Here is a 17772-nt window from a genome sequence, read left to right as displayed (position 1 = left end):
CGGGAGTAGATATGATTGAAAAAAAATTTGAAAAAGCGACTGCGGGTGAACGCCTTTCGCAGTTTATGCTGCGCCACCGCATGCCGATTATCGTTTCGCTGGCTGTCGTCATTGCTGCAATAGTCGTATACGGCATTTCCGCCGCCGTCGTTTCGTCTTCGCGGGCAAAGGGCATTTCATTTGTCGATACCGTCGAATACGAGCTCACGAACGATTCGGCGTCCCTTTCCGACGCGGAAATCGAATCAAAGAGAAGCGATGCAATGACGAAGCTCACGCCGTATCTTGCAAAAGGCGGCGTTGTCGGAGTGCGGGCGAATATGATCGCTGCCGGCATCGCCTACGGGCGCAAAGATTACGCGGCGGCAAAATCCTATTGGACGGCTGCCGCAGCGAAAGGCGCGAAGTCGTATACGGCGCCGCTTGCCTATTACAATATGGCGGTCTGCGATGAAAATATCGGAAACCTTGCGGATGCGGCGGCGAGCTACGGAAAAGCTGCGGACGTAAAAGATTTTCCGCTCGCTTCTCACGCGCGTTTTTCCGAAGCGCGTACATACGAAGCGCTCGGCGATTATAAAAAAGCTTCCGAATCGTATGCGAAGCTTAGTGCAGGCGCGCTCGGAGATGTGTGGACGAACCTTGCCGAAACGCGCCTTATCGCGCTGAAAACCGAAGGCAAAACCGAGTAACCGATATATCCATATAATTGTTTTTTTACATGAGAATGGGCGGCGGTATGCGGAGAAAATATCACTTATACGAATTGTTTTCTCTTGCAATATGCTGCCTTTGTTTTTTCGGCTGCGGACTGGAAGAGTATTATGTGCTCGAAGCGCCCTTTCGTATATACAACACGCCGAATGCCGATACGACGTATGACAATAAATATTTCGATTTTGTGACGAACGAAACCGGCAATGCAGGTATAAGCCCTTCGTTTAATTTTTTGGGAACGGCCGTTTACTATAAGATCTACAATCGTTACGAATCGATCGGCAGTGTCACTTCCGCGTTGAGCAGCGCAAACAATTCGACCGATCCTTCTTCTGCGGCGACTTTGCTTACCGGCAAGTATAAATATCGGCAGCTCGGAACCGATTCGGTTACGACCACTCCCCTTATCGCATCGACCGGTGCAGACAGGCGCATCTATATTCGTTTGACGAATTATCAGAATGATGCTCGTTATAAGGCAAAGATTATCGTCGGTTATGCCGGCGACAGCAGTATCGTTGCGACGATGGTGCCGAAACGGGAAGGTAACCGATATTCGTTTGACTTCGGCAGGACGGGAGCGGAAGACCGCACGCCTGCGGAAGGAGAGGACGACTACAGTCATTCGAGTTCCGGATTTTCAAGCTCGTATCCCAACACCTATTTTGTCGATATGTATGCCGTATCCGTCGGCCGCGATACGACGTACACGACGTATTACAGCAAAGTGCTGCACCTCGGAACCGTCGCCGTTAATGCCGGCACGGAAGATAACTAACGACGCGCGTTCGCATTGCGTTACGCAGATCGAATCTAACGATGCGGTACCGCAGTTTAGCAACTTCCGTCTTGCAAGAATCGCGCGTTTGCTGTAGTATAAGCCCTACGGCGCTTTAGCTCATCTGGATAGAGCAACTGCCTTCTAAGCAGTAGGTAGGCGGTTCGAGTCCGCCATGCGTCAATCGGAGGCCGCACAAAAGCTGCGGCGCCGCTTTTTCGTGTCGCGAACCGTTATTATTCCGTACGATCCCGACAGGCGCTTTCCATAAAAAAATTCTTGCAAAATCGAAAAACTCGTGTTAGTATAATTGCAAAAAAAGGAGGTTATACATGACAGGCTTACCGTTTATTTTCGTTTTTGTCATTGCGATCATCGTCATGGTGTTTGCGATCTCAAAATTTAAAATTCACCCCTTTATTTCGATCATGTGCATTTCGTTGCTGCTCGGTTTGATTGCCTGCATTCCGCTCGTCAACGTGAAAACCGCCGACGGAAAAACGGTGCAGGGACTTGCAAACGTCATCGGAGCGGGCTTTGCCGGTACCTTTACGAGTATCGGCATCGTCATCATCCTCGGCGCGCTCATCGGATCGGTGCTTGAAAAAACGGGAGCTGCACTGAAGCTCGCCGATATGATCATTCATCTCGTCGGAAAAAATCATCCCGTTCTCGCCGTAGAACTCATGGGCTGGGTCGTTTCCATTCCGGTATTTTGCGATTCGGGCTTTGTCATCTTGAACCCCATCCGCAAAGCGCTTGTCAACAGAACCGCCGCTTCTTCCGTCGCGATGACGGCGGGGCTTTCGTTCGGTTTGTATATTTCGCACGTATTTATCCCGCCGACGCCGGGTCCTATCGCTGCAGCGAATACGCTCGGTATCGGCGACAATCTTTTGCTCGTCATGGGTATGGGCGCGCTGTGTTCTATTTTGCCGCTTATCGCAGGCTATTTTTTTGCCAAATATATCGGCGCCCGCGTTCGTGCAGACGATGAAGCCGATGCGGGGCAGGTGACGAAAAGCTACGAACAGCTCGTCGCCGAATTTAAAAAACTTCCGAACGGTTTTAACGCGCTCGCACCGATCGTCGTTCCCGTTATTCTCATGGCGGCATCCTCTATCGTTACGATGGCAAAGATGAAAGGCTTCGGAATCGATATTGTTAAATTTCTCGGAACTCCGGTTATCGCGCTCGGCGTGGGTACTGCCTTTGCGGTGCTGCAGCTCAAGCTTGCCGATAAAATAAAGGATTTTTATGCGATCGTGGAAGAAACACTCAAAGTGACCGGCCCGATCCTGTTTATCACGGCTGCCGGCGGCGTGCTCGGAAAAGTTATCGCGTCCTCCGATATGGTAAACTATATCAAAATACACGCGACGGTGCTTCAGACGATGGGTATTTTTTTCCCGTTTATCCTCTCGGCGATTTTGAAAACGGCTCAAGGCTCTTCGACCGTCGCGCTCGTGACTTCTGCGGGCATCATCGCGCCGCTGCTTCCGGTACTCGGCCTCGATTCTCCGGTACGGGCGGCTCTCGCGTGTATGGCGATCGGCGCCGGTGCTATGACCGTAAGTCACGCGAACGATTCGTACTTCTGGGTGGTCACGAACTTCGGCGCCATGTCGCCCGAACGCGGCTATAAAACGCAGACGCTCGGTACACTCGTGCTCGGTATCGCAGGCGTTATTGAAATATTCATCCTTTCTCTTTTCCTGCATTGATGAAAAACGGGAGACGGGGCCGTGTTAAAAGCTGACGGACGTTTGAGCCGGCCTTGCTCCCGTCTTTTCGCAATCCGGGGCACCGCCGAAAGCATACATTTGTTTAGATAATACTTTTAAAACTCGAAATTCGACTTATGTAATTTTTTGCAAAAGCCAATCGCGGAGTACGACGGCGTTATTGTGTTCGGCATCCTTGGCGCCGTAGAGCAGCGTTACGTTTTTCGTTTTGAGCTTTTCCGCGCATTCGAGTGCAAATTGTTTTGCTCCCTCGTTTTTTGAAAGTTCTTTTTTGTATGCGGCACGAAACATCGGAAATTTTTCCGGTTCGTGATTGAAATCTTTTCGAATTTCGTTCGACGGCGCGATATCTTTGAGCCAACCGTCGATGGCGGCATTTTCTTTTTTTAATCCTCGCGGCCACAGGCGGTCTACGAGACAGCGTTCTCCGTCATCGTCCGATGCGGGAAGATATACCCGTTTGATAAGCAATTTTCCTTTCATAGTTACCATATCATACTTTTATCGCTCAAGTTCCGCAATAACACCGCGCTTATTTTTATTCGTCCAAAATACGGCCGTCGCAGGAAACGGTGACGACTTGCCACGGAATAAATTTTCCGCTTGCTTTAAGCGCGTTTACCGCAGCGTTTTCGATGCCGCCGCAGCAGGGTACTTCCATGCGGACGACGGTGAGGCTTTTGATATTGTTTTCGCCGATAATCGCAGCAAGCTTTTCCGTGTAGTCGCCTTCGTCGAGTTTCGGACAGCCGATGAGCGTCGTTTTGCCTTTGATAAAATCGTTGTGAAAATTTCCGTATGCGTAAGCGGTACAGTCCGCTGCGATCAAAAGATGCGCGCCGTCGAAATACGGAGCGCGGAGCGGGGCGAGTTTAATCTGTACCGGCCACTGCCGAAGCTGCGATGAGGGGACGGGCATCGCTTGAAAAGACGGGGAGGGCGAAGCGTCGGCGCCTTCCCGATCAAACGATCGGAGTACGGAACCCGGACAGGCACCCGGACGGTGCTCATGCAGGGGAGATGCGGCATCTCGATCGAAGGTGCGCGAAGCGGATCCGGGACATCCTCCCGCACGATGGAAACTTCTTTCGGGGCTGCACTCTTCCTGCCGCGCGTGAAGGGCGGCGCGCGCGGCTTTGTGAACTTCAACCGCTTTTTCATCGTAGGCTGCGGCTTCCCTCTCTTCAAAAGTGATAGCTCCCGTCGGGCATTCGGGGAGACAGTCTCCCATGCCGTCGCAGTAATCGTCGCGGATGAGTTTCGCTTTGCCGTCTACCATGGCGATAGCTCCTTCGTGGCATGCGGTCACGCAGGCGCCGCAGCCGTTGCATTTTTCCCGATCGATATGAATGATTTGCCGTTTCATAATTTTTCCGTAAAAGTTTCCGTGTAATAAACGCACGTTTTTGAGCGAACGTTGTTTTATCGGTATAATTCACTCTTGTTAAATTATACCGCTTTTTAAAGAATGAATACGTTGTAAAAACAACGCATTTTGAAAAACGCGACATTCGGCCTAAAAATATGCGGACGCAATTTACCGGCTGCGGTTTTTCAAATACAGGATGCGCTGGTTTCGAGAGCCTCGGAACGCGAGCGTTATGTCCCGCTCTTCTTCGATAAAAGGTCCGTCGATGAGTACGTCGATGAGGGAGAGCATTTCATCCGTCGCTTCGCAGTATTTCCGTCCGCCGGAAAGCAAATCCGCTTCATACACGTAGCCCGTGTAGCACCATATCGTTTTGTGCGGAAAGGCTTTTTTGACGCGGCGCAAAAAGGGGAGGATATCCCGCTGGTTTTCTTCTTCGAAGGGCTCTCCTCCGAGCACGGTAAGACCCGCGATATAATCTGGTTCGAGGGCGCAGAGGATTTCATCTTCGGTTTCCTTTGTAAATTCCTTGCCGTAGAGGAAATCCCATGTTTCTTTTTGAAAGCATCCCTTGCAGCAGTTGCGGCAGCCGGAGACGAAGAGCGAAACGCGTACTCCTTCTCCGTCGGCCACATCCGTTTTTTTGATAGCGCCGTAGTACATTATAAGTGCAGCACGCGCTCTTTTATTTCCTGCGTGCGTCCCTGATTCCAGTACTGCGTGCCGATATAGCCGCAGGTACGGCGCGCTACGTTCATCTTCGCCTGATCGCGGTTGCCGCAGGCAGGGCATTCCCACACGAGCTTGCCGTCGGTATCGGAAGCGATATGAATTTCGCCGGTAAAGCCGCAGCTTTGGCAAAAATCGCTTTTTGTATTGAGCTCCGCGTACATGATATTGTTGTAGATATGTTTTAAAAGCGTCATAACCGCTTCCATATTATTTTCCATGTTCGGCACTTCGACATAGCTGACCGCACCTCCGGGAGAAAGCTCTTGGAACTGCGATTCGAATGTCAGCTTTGCAAACGCGTCTATCGGCTCGGTGACGTGCACGTGGTAGCTGTTGGTGATATAGTTTTTATCGGTAACGCCGGGGATGATGCCGAAGCGCTGTTTTAAACACTTGGCGAATTTATACGTCGTGCTTTCAAGCGGCGTGCCGTACAGCGAAAAGGCGATCGTCGTTTCTTTTTTCCATTCGGCGCACGCATCGTTTAGGCGGTGCATGATATCGAGTGCAAAGGGCGTCGCTTCGGGATCGGTGTGCGATTTTCCTGTCATATAGCGCACGCATTCGCAGAGTCCCGCGTATCCGAGCGAAATCGTCGAATAGCCGTCGAACAAAAGCTTATCGATTTTTTCACCCTTTGCCAGGCGCGCTATCGCTCCGTTTTGCCACAGAATCGGAGCCGCATCGCTTTTCGTTCCGAGAAGGCGCTTGTGGCGGATCATGAGCGCGCGGCGGCACAGATCAAGCCGCTCGTCCATAATGCGCCAAAATTGTTCCGTATCGCCGCCCGAAGAGCAGGCGACATCGACGAGGTTCAGCGTAACCACGCCTTGGTTAAAGCGGCCGTAAAATTTCGGCTTGCCGTTTTCGTCGCGATAAACCGTGAGAAAAGAGCGGCAGCCCATGCACGGATAGCAGTTACCCTCTTTGAGTTCGAGCATTTTCTTTTCGGAAATGTAATCGGGCACGAGACGCCGTGCCGAACACTTTGCAGCAAGCTCGGTGAGATAATAATATTTCGAATTGCGCTCGACGTTGTCGTCTTCGAGCACGTAAATGAGTTTCGGGAAGGCGGGCGTAATCCACGCACCAGCTTCGTTTTTGACGCCCTGATAGCGCTGTTTGAGCGTTTCTTCGATGATGAGCGCCAAGTCCGATTTTTCCTGCGCGCTCTTCGCTTCGTTCAAATACATAAAGACCGTGACGAAGGGCGCCTGTCCGTTCGTCGTCATCAGCGTAATCACTTGGTATTGGATCGTTTGCACGCCCCGCTTTATTTCATCGCGCAGACGGTTTTCGACGATGTATGAAAATTGCTCATCCGTTACGGAAAGCTTCGTCGTCGCGATCATCTCTTTCGTTTCTTTTTCGATTTTTTTGCGGCTCACGTCTACAAAGGGCGCGAGGTGTGCAAGCGAAATGCTCTGGCCGCCGTACTGACAGCTTGCAACTTGAGCGATGATTTGCGTCGCGATATTGCACGCGGTTGAAAACGAATGAGGCCGGTCGATTTTCGTATTGCTGATGACCGTGCCGTTTTGCAGCATGTCTTCGAGATTGACGAGGTCGCAGTTATGCATGTGCTGCGCAAAATAGTCGGCGTCGTGAAAGTGGATGATGCCTTCGGCGTGCGCTTTTGCGATATCTTCATCGAGCAAAAAGCGCCTCGTGATGTCTTTGCTCACTTCTCCGGCCATATAGTCGCGCTGGACGCTGACGACTGTCGGATTTTTATTCGAGTTTTCCTGTTTGACTTCTTCGTTATTTTCATCGAGCAAACTTAAAATCTGCGCGTCCGTCGTGTTCGCTTTTCTCATGAGCGCATGGCGGTAGCGGTACGTGATATAGGTTTTTGCGACGTTGTATGCACCGCACCTCATGATACCGTTTTCGACGCGGTCCTGAATCGTTTCGACGTCGAGCGCGTGTCCGCCTCTCGCGCATTCGATTTCGATGTCATCGGCAACGGAATCGATTTGAGCTTGTGTGAGCCGCTCGGTTTCCGGCACTTGAACATTCGCTTTTGAAATCGCAACGGTTATCTTCGATCGGTCGAACGGAACTTCCGCGCCGCTTCGTTTTATGATTTTCATATATTCCCCTGATATTTTCGGTGAAATCGATATAAAATTGATATCGATATAGTTTTAGCGCTATATATAGCGCCTATTATGAGTGATGCTACCAGATATAGCGTTTTTAGTCAAGTAAAAAATATATTTCATATAAAAGGCGTTTGACATGATTTGAAAATGTAGTTATGATAAAAAATCAGCGGGTGCTGAAAATCATCTTGAGAGGTATAACATGAAAACAAATGCGCCGAAATCGACGACATGGTGGATCGCCGTTGTATTGATAGCCGTCGGCTTTATCAGCGTCATGTTGATGGGACGAATCAATCTCGGCTTTTTGCAGCAGGGTCGCTGCTATTATTGGCTCACGTTTGCAGGCGGCGCTTTGCTTGCGGTGAGTTCTGTTTTAAAGGGTCTCTAAATTAATGGGAGTATGCTATGGAAAAGGTTGCAAAGGTTCAGTGGGACGATTCCTATCTTTTGAATATACCGGAGATAGACGGTCAACATAAGCGGCTGCTCGCTATTGCAAACGAGCTCTATGATGCAGTGGAAGGATCTCCCGAAGATTATAAACTGAAGATGTCGAAAGTGCTTAAATCATTGACCGATTACACCGTTTACCACTTTACTGAAGAAGAAAAATTTATGGCAAAATACGGTTATCCTGCGACGAGTACGCATAAGGTTGCGCATGACGCGTTTGTGCGGGAAGTCGAAATACAGGTCCGCAAACTCGACGGCGGTACTCAGGATGATGCGCTCAAATTTTATTCTTTTATCGTAAACTGGGTTTTAATGCACATCGCGCGCGCCGACCGCATTTGGGGTAAATTCGTTTCGCAAAAATTGGAGCAGCAGTAAAGCGCAGCGGAAAGTGACCGTTTCCGTTTCGATCCTTATCAAAATTGCCGCCGATCGATTCGCGTTCGGCGGTTTTTTTATGTTCCGTATTGATTTTCGATGTCGCGTATCTGATCGCGGATGACGGCGGCCTTTTCGTATTCGAGACGGTCGGCAGCTTCCGCCATTTCATTTTTAAGAGCGGCGATAAGCTTTTTGCGCTGAGAAGGCACAAAGAGGTTCGCGCTTTTTTTGAGGACGGCCAGTTCGACCGCCGCCGTTTCTTCGGCTTCTTTTTCTTCGTGCACTAAAATATCTTCGACCGCTTTTGCGATCGTTTTCGGCGTAATGCCGTGTTCTTTGTTGTACGCTTCCTGAATTTCGCGCCGGTGTTTCGTTTCGTTCAGCGCTTCCTGCATCGCATCGCTCATCCTGTCCGCATACATGACGACCGTTCCCTCCGCATTCCGCGCCGCCCGTCCGATGATTTGGATCAAGCTCGTCGCCGATCTCAAAAATCCGATTTTATCGGCATCGAGGATCGCGATAAACGATACTTCCGGCAAATCGATCCCTTCGCGCAAAAGGTTGATGCCGATGAGCACGTCGAACTCTCCCGCACGCAGCCCTTTTAATAATTCGACGCGCTCGAAAGTTTCGACTTCGGAGTGAATGTATTTTACTTTGAGCGAAAGACCGAGCAGGTAGTCGGTCAAATCTTCGGCCATTTTTTTTGTCAGCGTCAGAACGAGACTGCGTTCGTTTTTTGCGATGCGCTTTTTGATTTCGTTGTAGATGTCTTCCATCTGGCCTTCGCTCGGGCGCACGTCGACGATCGGGTCGAGAAGGCCGGTGGGTCTGATGAGCTGTTCGACCACTTGCGTGCTCTGTTTTACCTCTTCTTTGCGGGGCGTTGCGCTCACGTAGATGACTTGGTTGAGCTTTGCGGAAAATTCGGCAAACTTGAGCGGGCGATTATCGAGCGCGCTCGGCAGGCGGAAACCGAAATCGACGAGGTTTTGTTTTCGGCTCCGATCTCCTTCGTACATCGCGCCGAGCTGCGGGACGGTGACGTGCGCTTCGTCGAGCATACACAAAAAATCGTCGGGAAAATAGTGGAGGAGCGTCGCAGGAGGCTCTCCCGTTTTTCGCCCCGTGATCGGTGCGGAATAGTTTTCGATGCCCGGACAGTAGCCCATCTCTTTCATCATTTCGATATCGTACGTCGTGCGCGTTTTGAGGCGCTCGTATTCGAGCGGCTTTTTTTGCGCTTCAAGTTCGGCGAGGCGAACGTCCAGTTCCCTTTGTATGCGCTCGGTTGCGGCGACGAGCAGTTCGTGCGGTACGACAAAGTGGCGTGCGGGGTAGATGACCGTTTCGTCCAAATCTTCGATCGTCTTTCCCGTCATCACGTTGAAGCGCTTTATCTTTGCGACTTCATCCCAATCGAATTCGATTTTATACGCTTCGTCCGTTTCCATATACGCCGGAAAGATTTCCATGACGTCGCCGCGGATTCTGAAATTGCCCCGCTCCAATACGGCGTCGTTGCGCTTGTACTGCAGCGCGATAAGTTCTTCTGCGATCGTATGTGTAGTGCGCGATTCTCCCTTTTCGATGTGTACGCGCATCTCTTTGTATAAGTCCGGCATACCGAGTCCGTAGATGCACGACACCGTTGCAACGACGACAACGTCGCGCCGCTCCATAAGGCTGTACGTTGCAGCCAAGCGCATCCGGTCGATTTCATCGTTTATCGACGCGTCTTTTTCTATATACAAATCCCGTGCGGGCACGTATGCTTCCGGCTGATAATAATCGTAGTATGAAACGAAGTATTCGACGGCGTTGTCGGGGAAAAAACTTTTAAACTCGCGATACAGCTGCGCCGAAAGGGTTTTGTTGTGGCTGATGATGAGCGTCGGACGCTGCACTCGTTCGATGATTTTCGCCATCGTAAAGGTTTTGCCGCTTCCGGTTACGCCTTTGAGCGTTTGGTATTTGTCGCCGCGTAAAAAACCTTCGGCGAGCGCGTCGATCGCCTGTTTTTGGTCGCCCGCCGGTTCGTACGGAGACACTACGTGAAATTTGCGCATACCGTAAATATACCGTACCGTGCGGTAAAAGGCAAAAGGGTCTGCCTTCCGGGAAATCGATTTTCCGAGCTCTATTTAAAAAGTTGATAAAGTGCCGGGTGCAGTATGGTAAATCGATATAGCCAATTTTATTGACAAATAGCCAGGATTACCGTATACTGTGCGTATGTGCAGATCGTCGATCTACGATGCGCGAAACAATTTTTCAGCTCTCATAAAGATGGCGGAAGCGGGGGAAAGCGTCGAGCTTACCCGCCGCGATAAGCCGGTGGCCGTCATCATCAGCTATGAAGCATACCGTGAACGACATATTCGGCGGCAAAATTGGCTTTCCGAATGGAGAAAAGCTCATGCCGACAGCTTGCTTGATGAGGGCTTGCCCTATGTCAGATCGCGAGAGATGCCCGATCCTAAGAAAGCTCAAAAACTTTGGTCGGAAAAATGAAAGCGATATACTTATTGGATACGAATGTTATTTCCGAATTTACAAAGAAAATTCCTAATGAACATGCATTGGAACAGTACTACGCAAACGAAACACGCTGTGCGATCCCCGCCGTCGTTTGGCAGGAATTAATATACGGATTGGAAAAGATGCCCGAAGGCAAGAGGCGGTGCATCGTTGCAGATGCGATTGAAAACCTCAGATCAAATATGGATGTCATCCCCTACGATGCGTTTGCCGCCGGCATTTGCGGAGAACTTTTGGCGCGCTGCGATGCGGCGGGTACGCCGAGCTCTTATGCGGATACGCAGATTGCGGCGACAGCCGTAGCAAACAATATGATCCTCGTAACACACAATGAGCGGGATTTCGCGGCACTTTGTAAAATCAGTATGCTGAAAATCGAAGACTGGGCGCGGTAAAATCAATCAGCCGATATGCTTTCCAAACCCGCCGTTCAAATTATTCGTGCGGAGGGTTTAATACCCCGACGCTTGCGTCGGGGGTGTTGATTAATTTTGCTGCGGAGGAGCGAGCGTTACGTTTATCGTCAAATCTCTGCGATTGCGGCGGATCGTCATCGAAACCGTATCTCCGGGGCGCTTGTCTTCGAGTGCGGAAAAATAATCGGCGAGGGAGGCTATCGCGATGTCGTCGATCTTCGTTACGATGTCGCCGCCGAGGAAGATTATCGAGCGGCCGTAGTTTGCCCGCTGCGTGCCGCCTCGTATACCGGCTTTGTCCGCGTTTCCGTTTTTCGTCACTTCCGAAACGAGCACGCCCGCCGATACGTCGAGGCCCGCGTACTGCACGATCGTCCGGTTCAGCTGTACGATCGACATCTGTACGATGCCGCGGTTTACGCGCCCGTAGCGTATCAAATCGGAAACGACGCGCACGGCGGTTTCCGCAGGGATCGCAAAGCCCACTCCTGCGGAGCTTCCCGAAGGCGATACGATCATCGTGTTGATACCGACCATGCGGCCGGCAGTATCCAAAAGCGGACCGCCCGAATTTCCCGGATTGATTGCGGCATCGGTTTGAATCATGTTGCGGATGATCCTGTTGTTGTTGTTCCGCACGGGGCGGGCGAGTCCCGAAACGATTCCCGTAGTCATCGTGCGGTCGAGTCCGAACGGGTTTCCGATCGCGATGACTTTTTGTCCGATTTTGACTTTGCTCGAATCCCCGAACGGTATCGTTTTTAAAACCGTACCCGCAGGCGGCGTGAATTTAATAACTGCCAAATCGCTTTCGCTGTCCTGTCCGACGATCTCCGCTTCGTACTGCGTGCCGTCTGAAAGCGACACGTAGATTTCCGACGCATTTTGAATAACGTGCACGTTCGTGACGATATATCCGCGCTTGTCGATAATAGAGCCGCTGCCGGTTCCGCCGTCTTCGACTATCGGTTCGAGAAACCAGTTTACGCCGGCGATCTTCGTGCTGATGTTTACGACCGATTCGGCGCATCGATCGTAGACGTTGATATTTTGCTGTTCGTCTTCCGTAAAACCGGATGCATCCGCAACGGGACGCAGCGGGAGGGCGGCGCTTTGTTCGAAAACCGGATAGCTTTCGGCGGCCGTTTGATTTTCAAAATCGCGCTGCGCTTCGGCAGGCTGCGATGCAGCTTCCCCGATGCCCGCGAACGACGCAAATGAGTCGATGTTTCTATCGATAAAAATCGCTGTCGCTGCGGTGATTACGACTGCCGCGGTGATCGCGCGTATGAATTGCGTTTTCGAATAGAGCTTCATATCGATAATGATACCGATTTAAAAGCGATGCGTCAAACCGAAGGTGCCGAATTCCGGCGCCGGTAGAAGCCGTGCCGTATTTGGATTAATCGCACGCTTTATCGCAGCCGCTGAATGCGCTCGGTCGTTATTCTACGGGCGTAAAGAGCAAATCGTGTTCGAGAAAACTGAAATACGAATCACGGTCGAGGATGATGTGATCGAGCAGCGTGATGCCGATGATTTTCGACGCTTCTATGAGCGTCTTCGTCGTTTCGATATCTTCTCTGCTCGGCGTACAAGTGCCCGACGGATGATTGTGGCACACGATTATCGCCGAGGCGTTTTCGATGAGCGCTTCGGAAAAAATTTCGCGCGGATGGACGATCGTTCGGTTAATCGTGCCGACGCTTACGACGCGTATCCGTATGATTTCGTGGCCGCCGTTGAGCGTTATGCACAGAAAATGCTCTTTCGGCAATACCGAATAATTTTTTACAAAGGGCACGACGTCTTTCGGCTGCGTGATGACCGAATGCAGGTGCGCGTTCCGTCTGCGTCCGAGTTCGAGCGCTGCCGCTACGGCGAGGCTTTTTCCCGTTCCCATGCCTTTGATCGCCAAAAGATTCGGCACGATGTTTTTGTCGTCCGATTCGTACAGCGCTTCGACGACGCTGCGCGCGAGGCGGCGTACGGGCGATTTTTTTGTGCCGCTTCCGAGTATGAGCATGACAAGCTCTTCATCGCTCGGATATGAAAATCCGTGTTTTAAAACCTGTTCGCGTATGTCCGGTTTTGCATTTCGGTGATAGTTCATCACATAATAATCGAAAAAATGTTGCGATTTCGGAGTTTTTGCTCGAAGTTTTTACGATAAAATTTTGCGCTTGTTTGTATGCACGTGCGCGGTATTCGCACATCGGAGTTTTACCGCCCTCGTTTGCGCGGTATTCGCACATCGGACCGTCCTCTGCCGTTTGTATCGGGGCGCTCACGAAGAAGAGATGCGATGCCGAAAATATCGATATGACAAGATTTGAGAAAATACTATCGGAAATAAAAAAGGCCGAAAAAAACGGAGGGCGTCCGTCGAAATCGGCTTTATTTCGCCGCATCGCACTGCCGTGTGCCTGCGCGGTGATGTTCGTTTCGTGTGCAACGCTTTCGTTTGAAAGGCCTGCAGCATCGCGAAGCCTTACGGGCGAGGGTGTTTTTTCAGCAGCCGAACTCGCATCGTTTTTACGCTCTCATAACCCCGCGATACGCAAAGCTGATGCCCTCTATATTGCGCAGTGTTATATTTCGGAAGCGCACGACGAAGGGATCAATTCCGATGTCGCCTTCGCGCAGATGTGTCTCGAAACGGGATTTTTGAAATTCGGCGGGGCGGTTACCGAAGACATGCACAATTACTGCGGACTCGGTGCGACCGGAAGCGGAGCGGCTCCCGACCGTTTTCCGACGGTGCTGCTCGGCGTGCGTGCACATATCCAGCATTTGAATGCGTACGGAGATACCGACGAACTCGTCAATCCCGTCGTCGATAAACGCGCCAAATTCGTCTCTCCGCGCGGCAAAGCGCCGACGGTTTTCGAGCTTGCAGGGACGTGGGCGTCCGATAAAAAATACGGTGAAAAACTCGACGCGCTCCTTTCCCGTATGGAGCGGAAATAGGATATCGGCCGTTTGTATGCGCATCGAGCGGCGCGTCGGACGGGTTCTCGCCGAAAGCATATCTTTATTTAGAAATACTTTCGAAACTCGACTTTCGATCTATTGATTTATGTACATATATGATGTACTATAAAGATGTGGAACGGAATACGGATTTTGTCTATCTTGATACTTTTGTATGGGATACGGCAAAAAACGAATACAATAAAATAAAGCATAAGGGGCTTAGTTTTGAATTTGCAAGCCGTATATTCAATGATCCGTTACTTACTGTATGAAGAAAATGCAAAGAGAATACAAGGTTATTGATTTTCCCCCGCTGACAGCAGAGGAAAAAGCAACGCTTGAAGAAATGGCAAGCCGCCCTGCAAGTGAGATAAACTGCGATGACATTCCCGATAGCAAACCGACTGCAAACGGCGGCTTTTATTATATTCAATCTTTGAAAATGCCTAAGACGGACATTCACACAAAGATTGACAATGATAATCTTGCATGGCTAAAACAAGCGGGAAAAGGCTATCAGGCGAGACTGAATAATGTAATACGCTGGGCAAGGCTCAATAATTGCCCTATTTCTCAGATGTAGAAAACTACATGAGGATATTTCTAAAAACTCACCTTTAGCGATTATTATCCGCAATGCCGAAGTCGATCGGCGGACTTGCAAGTATTATCGACTTATTCAGTATTATATTATGTACAATGATTCGGTGATTGGAGTTTTATTTTGTTTGATTATTTTTACATTATGTGCCATAATGCTTTTTTATGAAAGCGATAGAGCTTGAAAAAGCGTATAACCCGAAAGATTTTGAAGACCGCATATACAAAGCGTGGGAAGAGGGCAATTGGTTTAAACCCGCGTCCGATCCCGCCTCTCCCGTTCATGCCGAATACGAAAAACGTATGGCGGGCAAATCTCCCGAAGAGATTAAAGCTGCGACGTTTTCAGTCGTCATTCCGCCTCCGAACGTGACGGGTGTTTTGCACGTCGGGCACGGGCTGAACAATACGCTGCAGGACATCGTCGTGCGCTATCACCGTATGAAAGGCGACAACACGCTGTGGGTGACGGGTACCGATCACGCGGGTATCGCGACGCAAAACGTCGTCGAGCGCGCGCTTAAAAAAGAAGGCAAATCGCGGGGCGACATAGGCCGCGAAAAATTTCTCGAGCGCACGTGGGCGGTAAAAGACGACCACCATGCGACGATCGTCAAACAGCAGCGGAAGCTCGGCAACAGTACCGATTGGGATCGCGAGCGCTTTACGATGGACGAAGGACTTTCGCGTGCGGTGCGCGACGTGTTCGTAACGCTCTATGAACGCGGACTCATCTATCGCGGACATTATCTTGTCAACTGGTGTCCCCGCTGCGGTACTGCGCTTGCGGACGACGAAGTCGAACACACGGATACGGCCGGTGCAATGTATCACATCTATTACGAATACGCCGACGGCCCCGCGCCCGACGGTTCGACGAAAATCGAAATAGCGACGACGCGGCCTGAAACGCTGCTCGGCGATACGGCCGTCGCCGTAAATCCCGCCGACGAGCGCTATAAAGGTATCGTCGGAAAAAAATTAAAACTGCCGTGTACCGACCGCGTCATTCCGCTCATCGCCGATGCGTACGTCGATAAAGACTTCGGCACCGGTATGGTAAAGATTACGCCGGCGCACGATCCGAACGACTGGCTGGTCGGAAAGCGAAACGATCTCGACGTTATCAATATATTGAATCCCGACGGTACGCTGAACGATAACTGCCCCGAACGATACCGCGGGCTTTCCTGTGCAAAAGCGCGGGCTCTGATCATCGAAGATTTGAAAGCGCAAAATTTATTCAAGGGTGAAGAAAAGATTACGCACGCGGTCGGACATTGCTATCGCTGCAATACCGTCGTCGAACCGTATTTAAGCGATCAGTGGTTTGTCAAAATGCAGCCGCTTGCACAAAAAGCGCTTCGTGCGTGGAAAAACGGCGATATCGAATTTTTCCCGCGCAAATGGGAAAACACGTATAAAGTATGGCTCGAAAATATCCGCGACTGGTGCATCAGCCGTCAGCTGTGGTGGGGTCACCGCATTCCGGTGTGGTACTGCAAAAAATGCGGGGAGACGATCGTTTCGCGCGAAGACGTGCACGCCTGTCCGAAGTGTTCGTCGACCGAACTCGAACAGGATCCCGACGTACTCGACACGTGGTTTTCTTCATGGCTGTGGCCGTTCAGCACGCTCGGCTGGCCGGAGGAGACCGACGATTCGGCAAAGTTTTATCCGACGAGCGCGCTCGTCACCGCCTACGACATCATCTTCTTTTGGGTGAGCCGCATGATTATGGCGGGCATCGAATTTACGGGCAAAGCGCCGTTTCACGACATCTACATTCACGGGCTCGTGCGCGACAAGCAGGGCAGAAAGATGAGCAAGTCGCTCGGCAACGGAATCGACCCGCTTGAGATCGTCGATATGTACGGAAGCGACGCGTTCAAATTTACGCTCGGCTTTATGTGCGCGCAGGGGCAGGACGTTTTAATCGACAGGGAATCGTTTAAGCTCGGAAGCCGTTTTGCGAACAAAGTGTGGAACGCGAGCCGTTATATACTCGGAAATCTCGAAGGGCGGAATCTCGTTTCGGTGCGCGACGAAGATTTAACCGAACTCGACAGGTGGATTTACACGGAGCTCGACAAGTGCGTGCGAGCTGAGCGCGAAGCGCTTGAAAGCTACCGCTACAACGATGCGGCTTCTTCGCTCTACGAATATTTTTGGAACGAATACTGCGACTGGTACGTGGAAGCGACAAAGCTTTCATTTAAAAACGGAAGCGATGCGGAAAAAGACAGAGCGGTTTCGGTTTTGCTCAACGTGCTCGAAGAAAATATCCGCCTCCTCCATCCCTTCCTCCCCTTTGTGACCGAAGAGATCTACGCAAAACTTCCGCTTGCCGAAATTGTTAAAAACAGAAAACTCGCAGGTATGAATAAAATCCTTTCGACGAGCGACTATAGCGGTATGCTCATTGCATCTCCTTTTCCCGAAGCAAGCGATGCTCGCGTCGATGAAAGTGTGACGCGGCGTTTTAACGTGCTTCGCGAACTCATAAAAGGCGTTCGCGCGCTCCGCGCCGAGTGCGGCATCGATCCCGCTTCGAAGATACGCCTTGCGCTTATGATCGAAAAGGGCAGCGCCGCGGAAGTCTGTGCTGAAAAATCCGATATCATCATGCTGCTTGCGGGAATCTCGCACATCGATTTTGTCGATGAAAAGCCCGCCTCTTCGATCGGTACCGTCGTACCGGGCGCCGAAGCCTTTTTGCTCATAGACGAAAGCATCGACAAAACGCAGCTCGCCTCTCGCTTTCAAAAAGAAAAAGCCGAAGCCGAAGCGATCGTCGCCCGTTCGGAAGCGAAGCTTTCGGGCAAATTCGCAGAGCACGCTGCGAAAGAACTCGTCGAAGCGGAAAAGGCGAAGCTCGAAGAAAACAGGCGCCGCATAGAAAAACTTGCGTCGTATATGCAAAGCTTGTAAGAGGCGGGGCCGATGAAACGAT

General features: G+C 50.9%; 17 protein-coding genes and 1 tRNA gene. 11 read left to right on the top strand and 7 right to left on the bottom strand.

Annotated elements, in window-relative coordinates:
• Positions 1 to 11 precede the first annotated feature (11 nt).
• From IZU26_RS00565 to IZU26_RS00550, 4 genes are all read left to right on the top strand, one after another.
• Positions 12 to 692 (top strand): tetratricopeptide repeat protein, encoded by a 681-nt coding sequence (locus IZU26_RS00565; RefSeq protein WP_021495544.1) that lies wholly within the window; start codon positions 12 to 14, stop codon positions 690 to 692.
• Between the two features lie 29 nt (positions 693 to 721).
• Entirely contained in the window at positions 722 to 1495 is a 774-nt protein-coding gene (locus IZU26_RS00560) for a hypothetical protein (RefSeq protein ID WP_156005593.1), read from the top strand.
• Positions 1496 to 1604: 109 nt separating this feature from the next.
• A tRNA-Arg gene (locus IZU26_RS00555) sits at positions 1605 to 1678 on the top strand.
• A gap of 149 nt (positions 1679 to 1827) precedes the next feature.
• The gene (locus IZU26_RS00550; protein WP_433275945.1) at positions 1828 to 3219 is read left to right on the top strand and encodes a GntP family permease; all 1392 of its coding nucleotides are present in this window, start codon (positions 1828 to 1830) and stop codon (positions 3217 to 3219) included.
• 135 nt (positions 3220 to 3354) lie between these two features.
• On the opposite strand, the gene IZU26_RS00545 is transcribed toward IZU26_RS00550, so the two are convergent.
• The 4 genes from IZU26_RS00545 to nrdD form a co-directional block, all read right to left on the bottom strand.
• Complete coding sequence (locus tag IZU26_RS00545) at positions 3355 to 3723, bottom strand: DUF488 domain-containing protein (RefSeq protein ID WP_433275944.1); 369 nt, start codon at positions 3721 to 3723, stop codon at positions 3355 to 3357.
• 55 nt (positions 3724 to 3778) lie between these two features.
• Complete coding sequence (locus tag IZU26_RS00540; protein WP_433275942.1) at positions 3779 to 4606, bottom strand: ATP-binding protein; 828 nt, start codon at positions 4604 to 4606, stop codon at positions 3779 to 3781.
• 171 nt (positions 4607 to 4777) lie between these two features.
• Entirely contained in the window at positions 4778 to 5272 is a 495-nt protein-coding gene (gene nrdG, locus IZU26_RS00535; protein ID WP_433275941.1) for an anaerobic ribonucleoside-triphosphate reductase activating protein, read from the bottom strand.
• Positions 5272 to 7434, bottom strand: coding sequence for an anaerobic ribonucleoside-triphosphate reductase (nrdD, locus tag IZU26_RS00530; protein ID WP_433275939.1), 2163 nt, complete (start codon positions 7432 to 7434; stop codon positions 5272 to 5274). The genes nrdG and nrdD overlap by 1 nt, the downstream gene beginning before the upstream one ends.
• Positions 7435 to 7648: 214 nt before the next feature.
• Between nrdD and IZU26_RS00525 the strand changes: the two genes are divergently transcribed.
• Positions 7649 to 7837, top strand: coding sequence for a hypothetical protein (locus IZU26_RS00525; protein WP_021330092.1), 189 nt, complete (start codon positions 7649 to 7651; stop codon positions 7835 to 7837).
• 17 nt (positions 7838 to 7854) lie between these two features.
• Entirely contained in the window at positions 7855 to 8280 is a 426-nt protein-coding gene (locus IZU26_RS00520) for a bacteriohemerythrin (RefSeq protein ID WP_021330087.1), read from the top strand.
• A gap of 77 nt (positions 8281 to 8357) precedes the next feature.
• On the opposite strand, the gene uvrB is transcribed toward IZU26_RS00520, so the two are convergent.
• Positions 8358 to 10355 (bottom strand): excinuclease ABC subunit UvrB, encoded by a 1998-nt coding sequence (gene uvrB / locus IZU26_RS00515; protein ID WP_433275936.1) that lies wholly within the window; start codon positions 10353 to 10355, stop codon positions 8358 to 8360.
• Positions 10356 to 10521: 166 nt separating this feature from the next.
• Here uvrB and IZU26_RS00510 point away from each other — a divergent pair, with 166 nt between their 5' ends.
• A complete protein-coding gene (locus IZU26_RS00510) occupies positions 10522 to 10800 on the top strand; it encodes a type II toxin-antitoxin system Phd/YefM family antitoxin (RefSeq protein ID WP_432915091.1) in 279 nt (92 codons plus the stop codon).
• On the top strand, positions 10797 to 11222 hold the full coding sequence (locus IZU26_RS00505) for a type II toxin-antitoxin system VapC family toxin (protein ID WP_433275935.1): 426 nt from the start codon (positions 10797 to 10799) through the stop codon (positions 11220 to 11222). The genes IZU26_RS00510 and IZU26_RS00505 overlap by 4 nt, the downstream gene beginning before the upstream one ends.
• 90 nt (positions 11223 to 11312) lie before the next feature.
• On the opposite strand, the gene IZU26_RS00500 is transcribed toward IZU26_RS00505, so the two are convergent.
• Both IZU26_RS00500 and radC read right to left on the bottom strand, forming a co-directional pair.
• Complete coding sequence (locus tag IZU26_RS00500; protein WP_433275934.1) at positions 11313 to 12560, bottom strand: S1C family serine protease; 1248 nt, start codon at positions 12558 to 12560, stop codon at positions 11313 to 11315.
• Positions 12561 to 12687: 127 nt separating this feature from the next.
• Positions 12688 to 13356 carry a RadC family protein gene (gene radC / locus IZU26_RS00495; protein ID WP_433275933.1) on the bottom strand — a complete coding sequence of 223 codons (669 nt, stop codon included), beginning with the start codon at positions 13354 to 13356 and terminating at the stop codon, positions 12688 to 12690.
• Between the two features lie 209 nt (positions 13357 to 13565).
• On the opposite strand from radC, the gene IZU26_RS00490 reads away from it, so the two are divergent.
• The 3 genes from IZU26_RS00490 to IZU26_RS00480 all read left to right on the top strand — a co-directional run bounded on the left by IZU26_RS00490 (position 13566) and on the right by IZU26_RS00480 (position 17750).
• Complete coding sequence (locus IZU26_RS00490; protein ID WP_433275931.1) at positions 13566 to 14213, top strand: glucosaminidase domain-containing protein; 648 nt, start codon at positions 13566 to 13568, stop codon at positions 14211 to 14213.
• Between the two features lie 274 nt (positions 14214 to 14487).
• A complete protein-coding gene (locus IZU26_RS00485; protein WP_239446894.1) occupies positions 14488 to 14802 on the top strand; it encodes a BrnA antitoxin family protein in 315 nt (104 codons plus the stop codon).
• A 182-nt stretch (positions 14803 to 14984) separates the two neighbouring features.
• Entirely contained in the window at positions 14985 to 17750 is a 2766-nt protein-coding gene (locus tag IZU26_RS00480; RefSeq protein ID WP_433275928.1) for a valine--tRNA ligase, read from the top strand.
• Positions 17751 to 17772 lie beyond the last annotated feature (22 nt).

It is taken from the genome of Treponema sp. SP13 (assembly GCF_050938355.1).
Classification (GTDB): Bacteria; Spirochaetota; Spirochaetia; order Treponematales; family Treponemataceae; genus Treponema_D; species Treponema_D socranskii.
The sequence above is the reverse complement of the archived record's forward strand: the minus strand, read 5'-3'. Positions and strand labels throughout refer to the sequence as shown.

Excerpts from the sequence above, each read along its gene's own strand:
- IZU26_RS00565 (WP_021495544.1), top strand. The coding sequence starts at position 12 with ATGATTGAAAAAAAATTTGAAAAAGCGACTGCGGGTGAACGCCTTTCG.
- IZU26_RS00560 (WP_156005593.1), top strand. The coding sequence starts at position 722 with ATGAGAATGGGCGGCGGTATGCGGAGAAAATATCACTTATACGAATTG.
- IZU26_RS00550 (WP_433275945.1), top strand. The coding sequence starts at position 1,828 with ATGACAGGCTTACCGTTTATTTTCGTTTTTGTCATTGCGATCATCGTC.
- IZU26_RS00545 (WP_433275944.1), bottom strand. The coding sequence starts at position 3,723 with ATGAAAGGAAAATTGCTTATCAAACGGGTATATCTTCCCGCATCGGAC.
- IZU26_RS00540 (WP_433275942.1), bottom strand. The coding sequence starts at position 4,606 with ATGAAACGGCAAATCATTCATATCGATCGGGAAAAATGCAACGGCTGC.
- nrdG (WP_433275941.1), bottom strand. The coding sequence starts at position 5,272 with ATGTACTACGGCGCTATCAAAAAAACGGATGTGGCCGACGGAGAAGGA.
- nrdD (WP_433275939.1), bottom strand. The coding sequence starts at position 7,434 with ATGAAAATCATAAAACGAAGCGGCGCGGAAGTTCCGTTCGACCGATCG.
- IZU26_RS00525 (WP_021330092.1), top strand. The coding sequence starts at position 7,649 with ATGAAAACAAATGCGCCGAAATCGACGACATGGTGGATCGCCGTTGTA.
- IZU26_RS00520 (WP_021330087.1), top strand. The coding sequence starts at position 7,855 with ATGGAAAAGGTTGCAAAGGTTCAGTGGGACGATTCCTATCTTTTGAAT.
- uvrB (WP_433275936.1), bottom strand. The coding sequence starts at position 10,355 with ATGCGCAAATTTCACGTAGTGTCTCCGTACGAACCGGCGGGCGACCAA.
- IZU26_RS00510 (WP_432915091.1), top strand. The coding sequence starts at position 10,522 with ATGTGCAGATCGTCGATCTACGATGCGCGAAACAATTTTTCAGCTCTC.
- IZU26_RS00505 (WP_433275935.1), top strand. The coding sequence starts at position 10,797 with ATGAAAGCGATATACTTATTGGATACGAATGTTATTTCCGAATTTACA.
- IZU26_RS00500 (WP_433275934.1), bottom strand. The coding sequence starts at position 12,560 with ATGAAGCTCTATTCGAAAACGCAATTCATACGCGCGATCACCGCGGCA.
- radC (WP_433275933.1), bottom strand. The coding sequence starts at position 13,356 with ATGAACTATCACCGAAATGCAAAACCGGACATACGCGAACAGGTTTTA.
- IZU26_RS00490 (WP_433275931.1), top strand. The coding sequence starts at position 13,566 with ATGACAAGATTTGAGAAAATACTATCGGAAATAAAAAAGGCCGAAAAA.
- IZU26_RS00485 (WP_239446894.1), top strand. The coding sequence starts at position 14,488 with ATGAAGAAAATGCAAAGAGAATACAAGGTTATTGATTTTCCCCCGCTG.
- IZU26_RS00480 (WP_433275928.1), top strand. The coding sequence starts at position 14,985 with ATGAAAGCGATAGAGCTTGAAAAAGCGTATAACCCGAAAGATTTTGAA.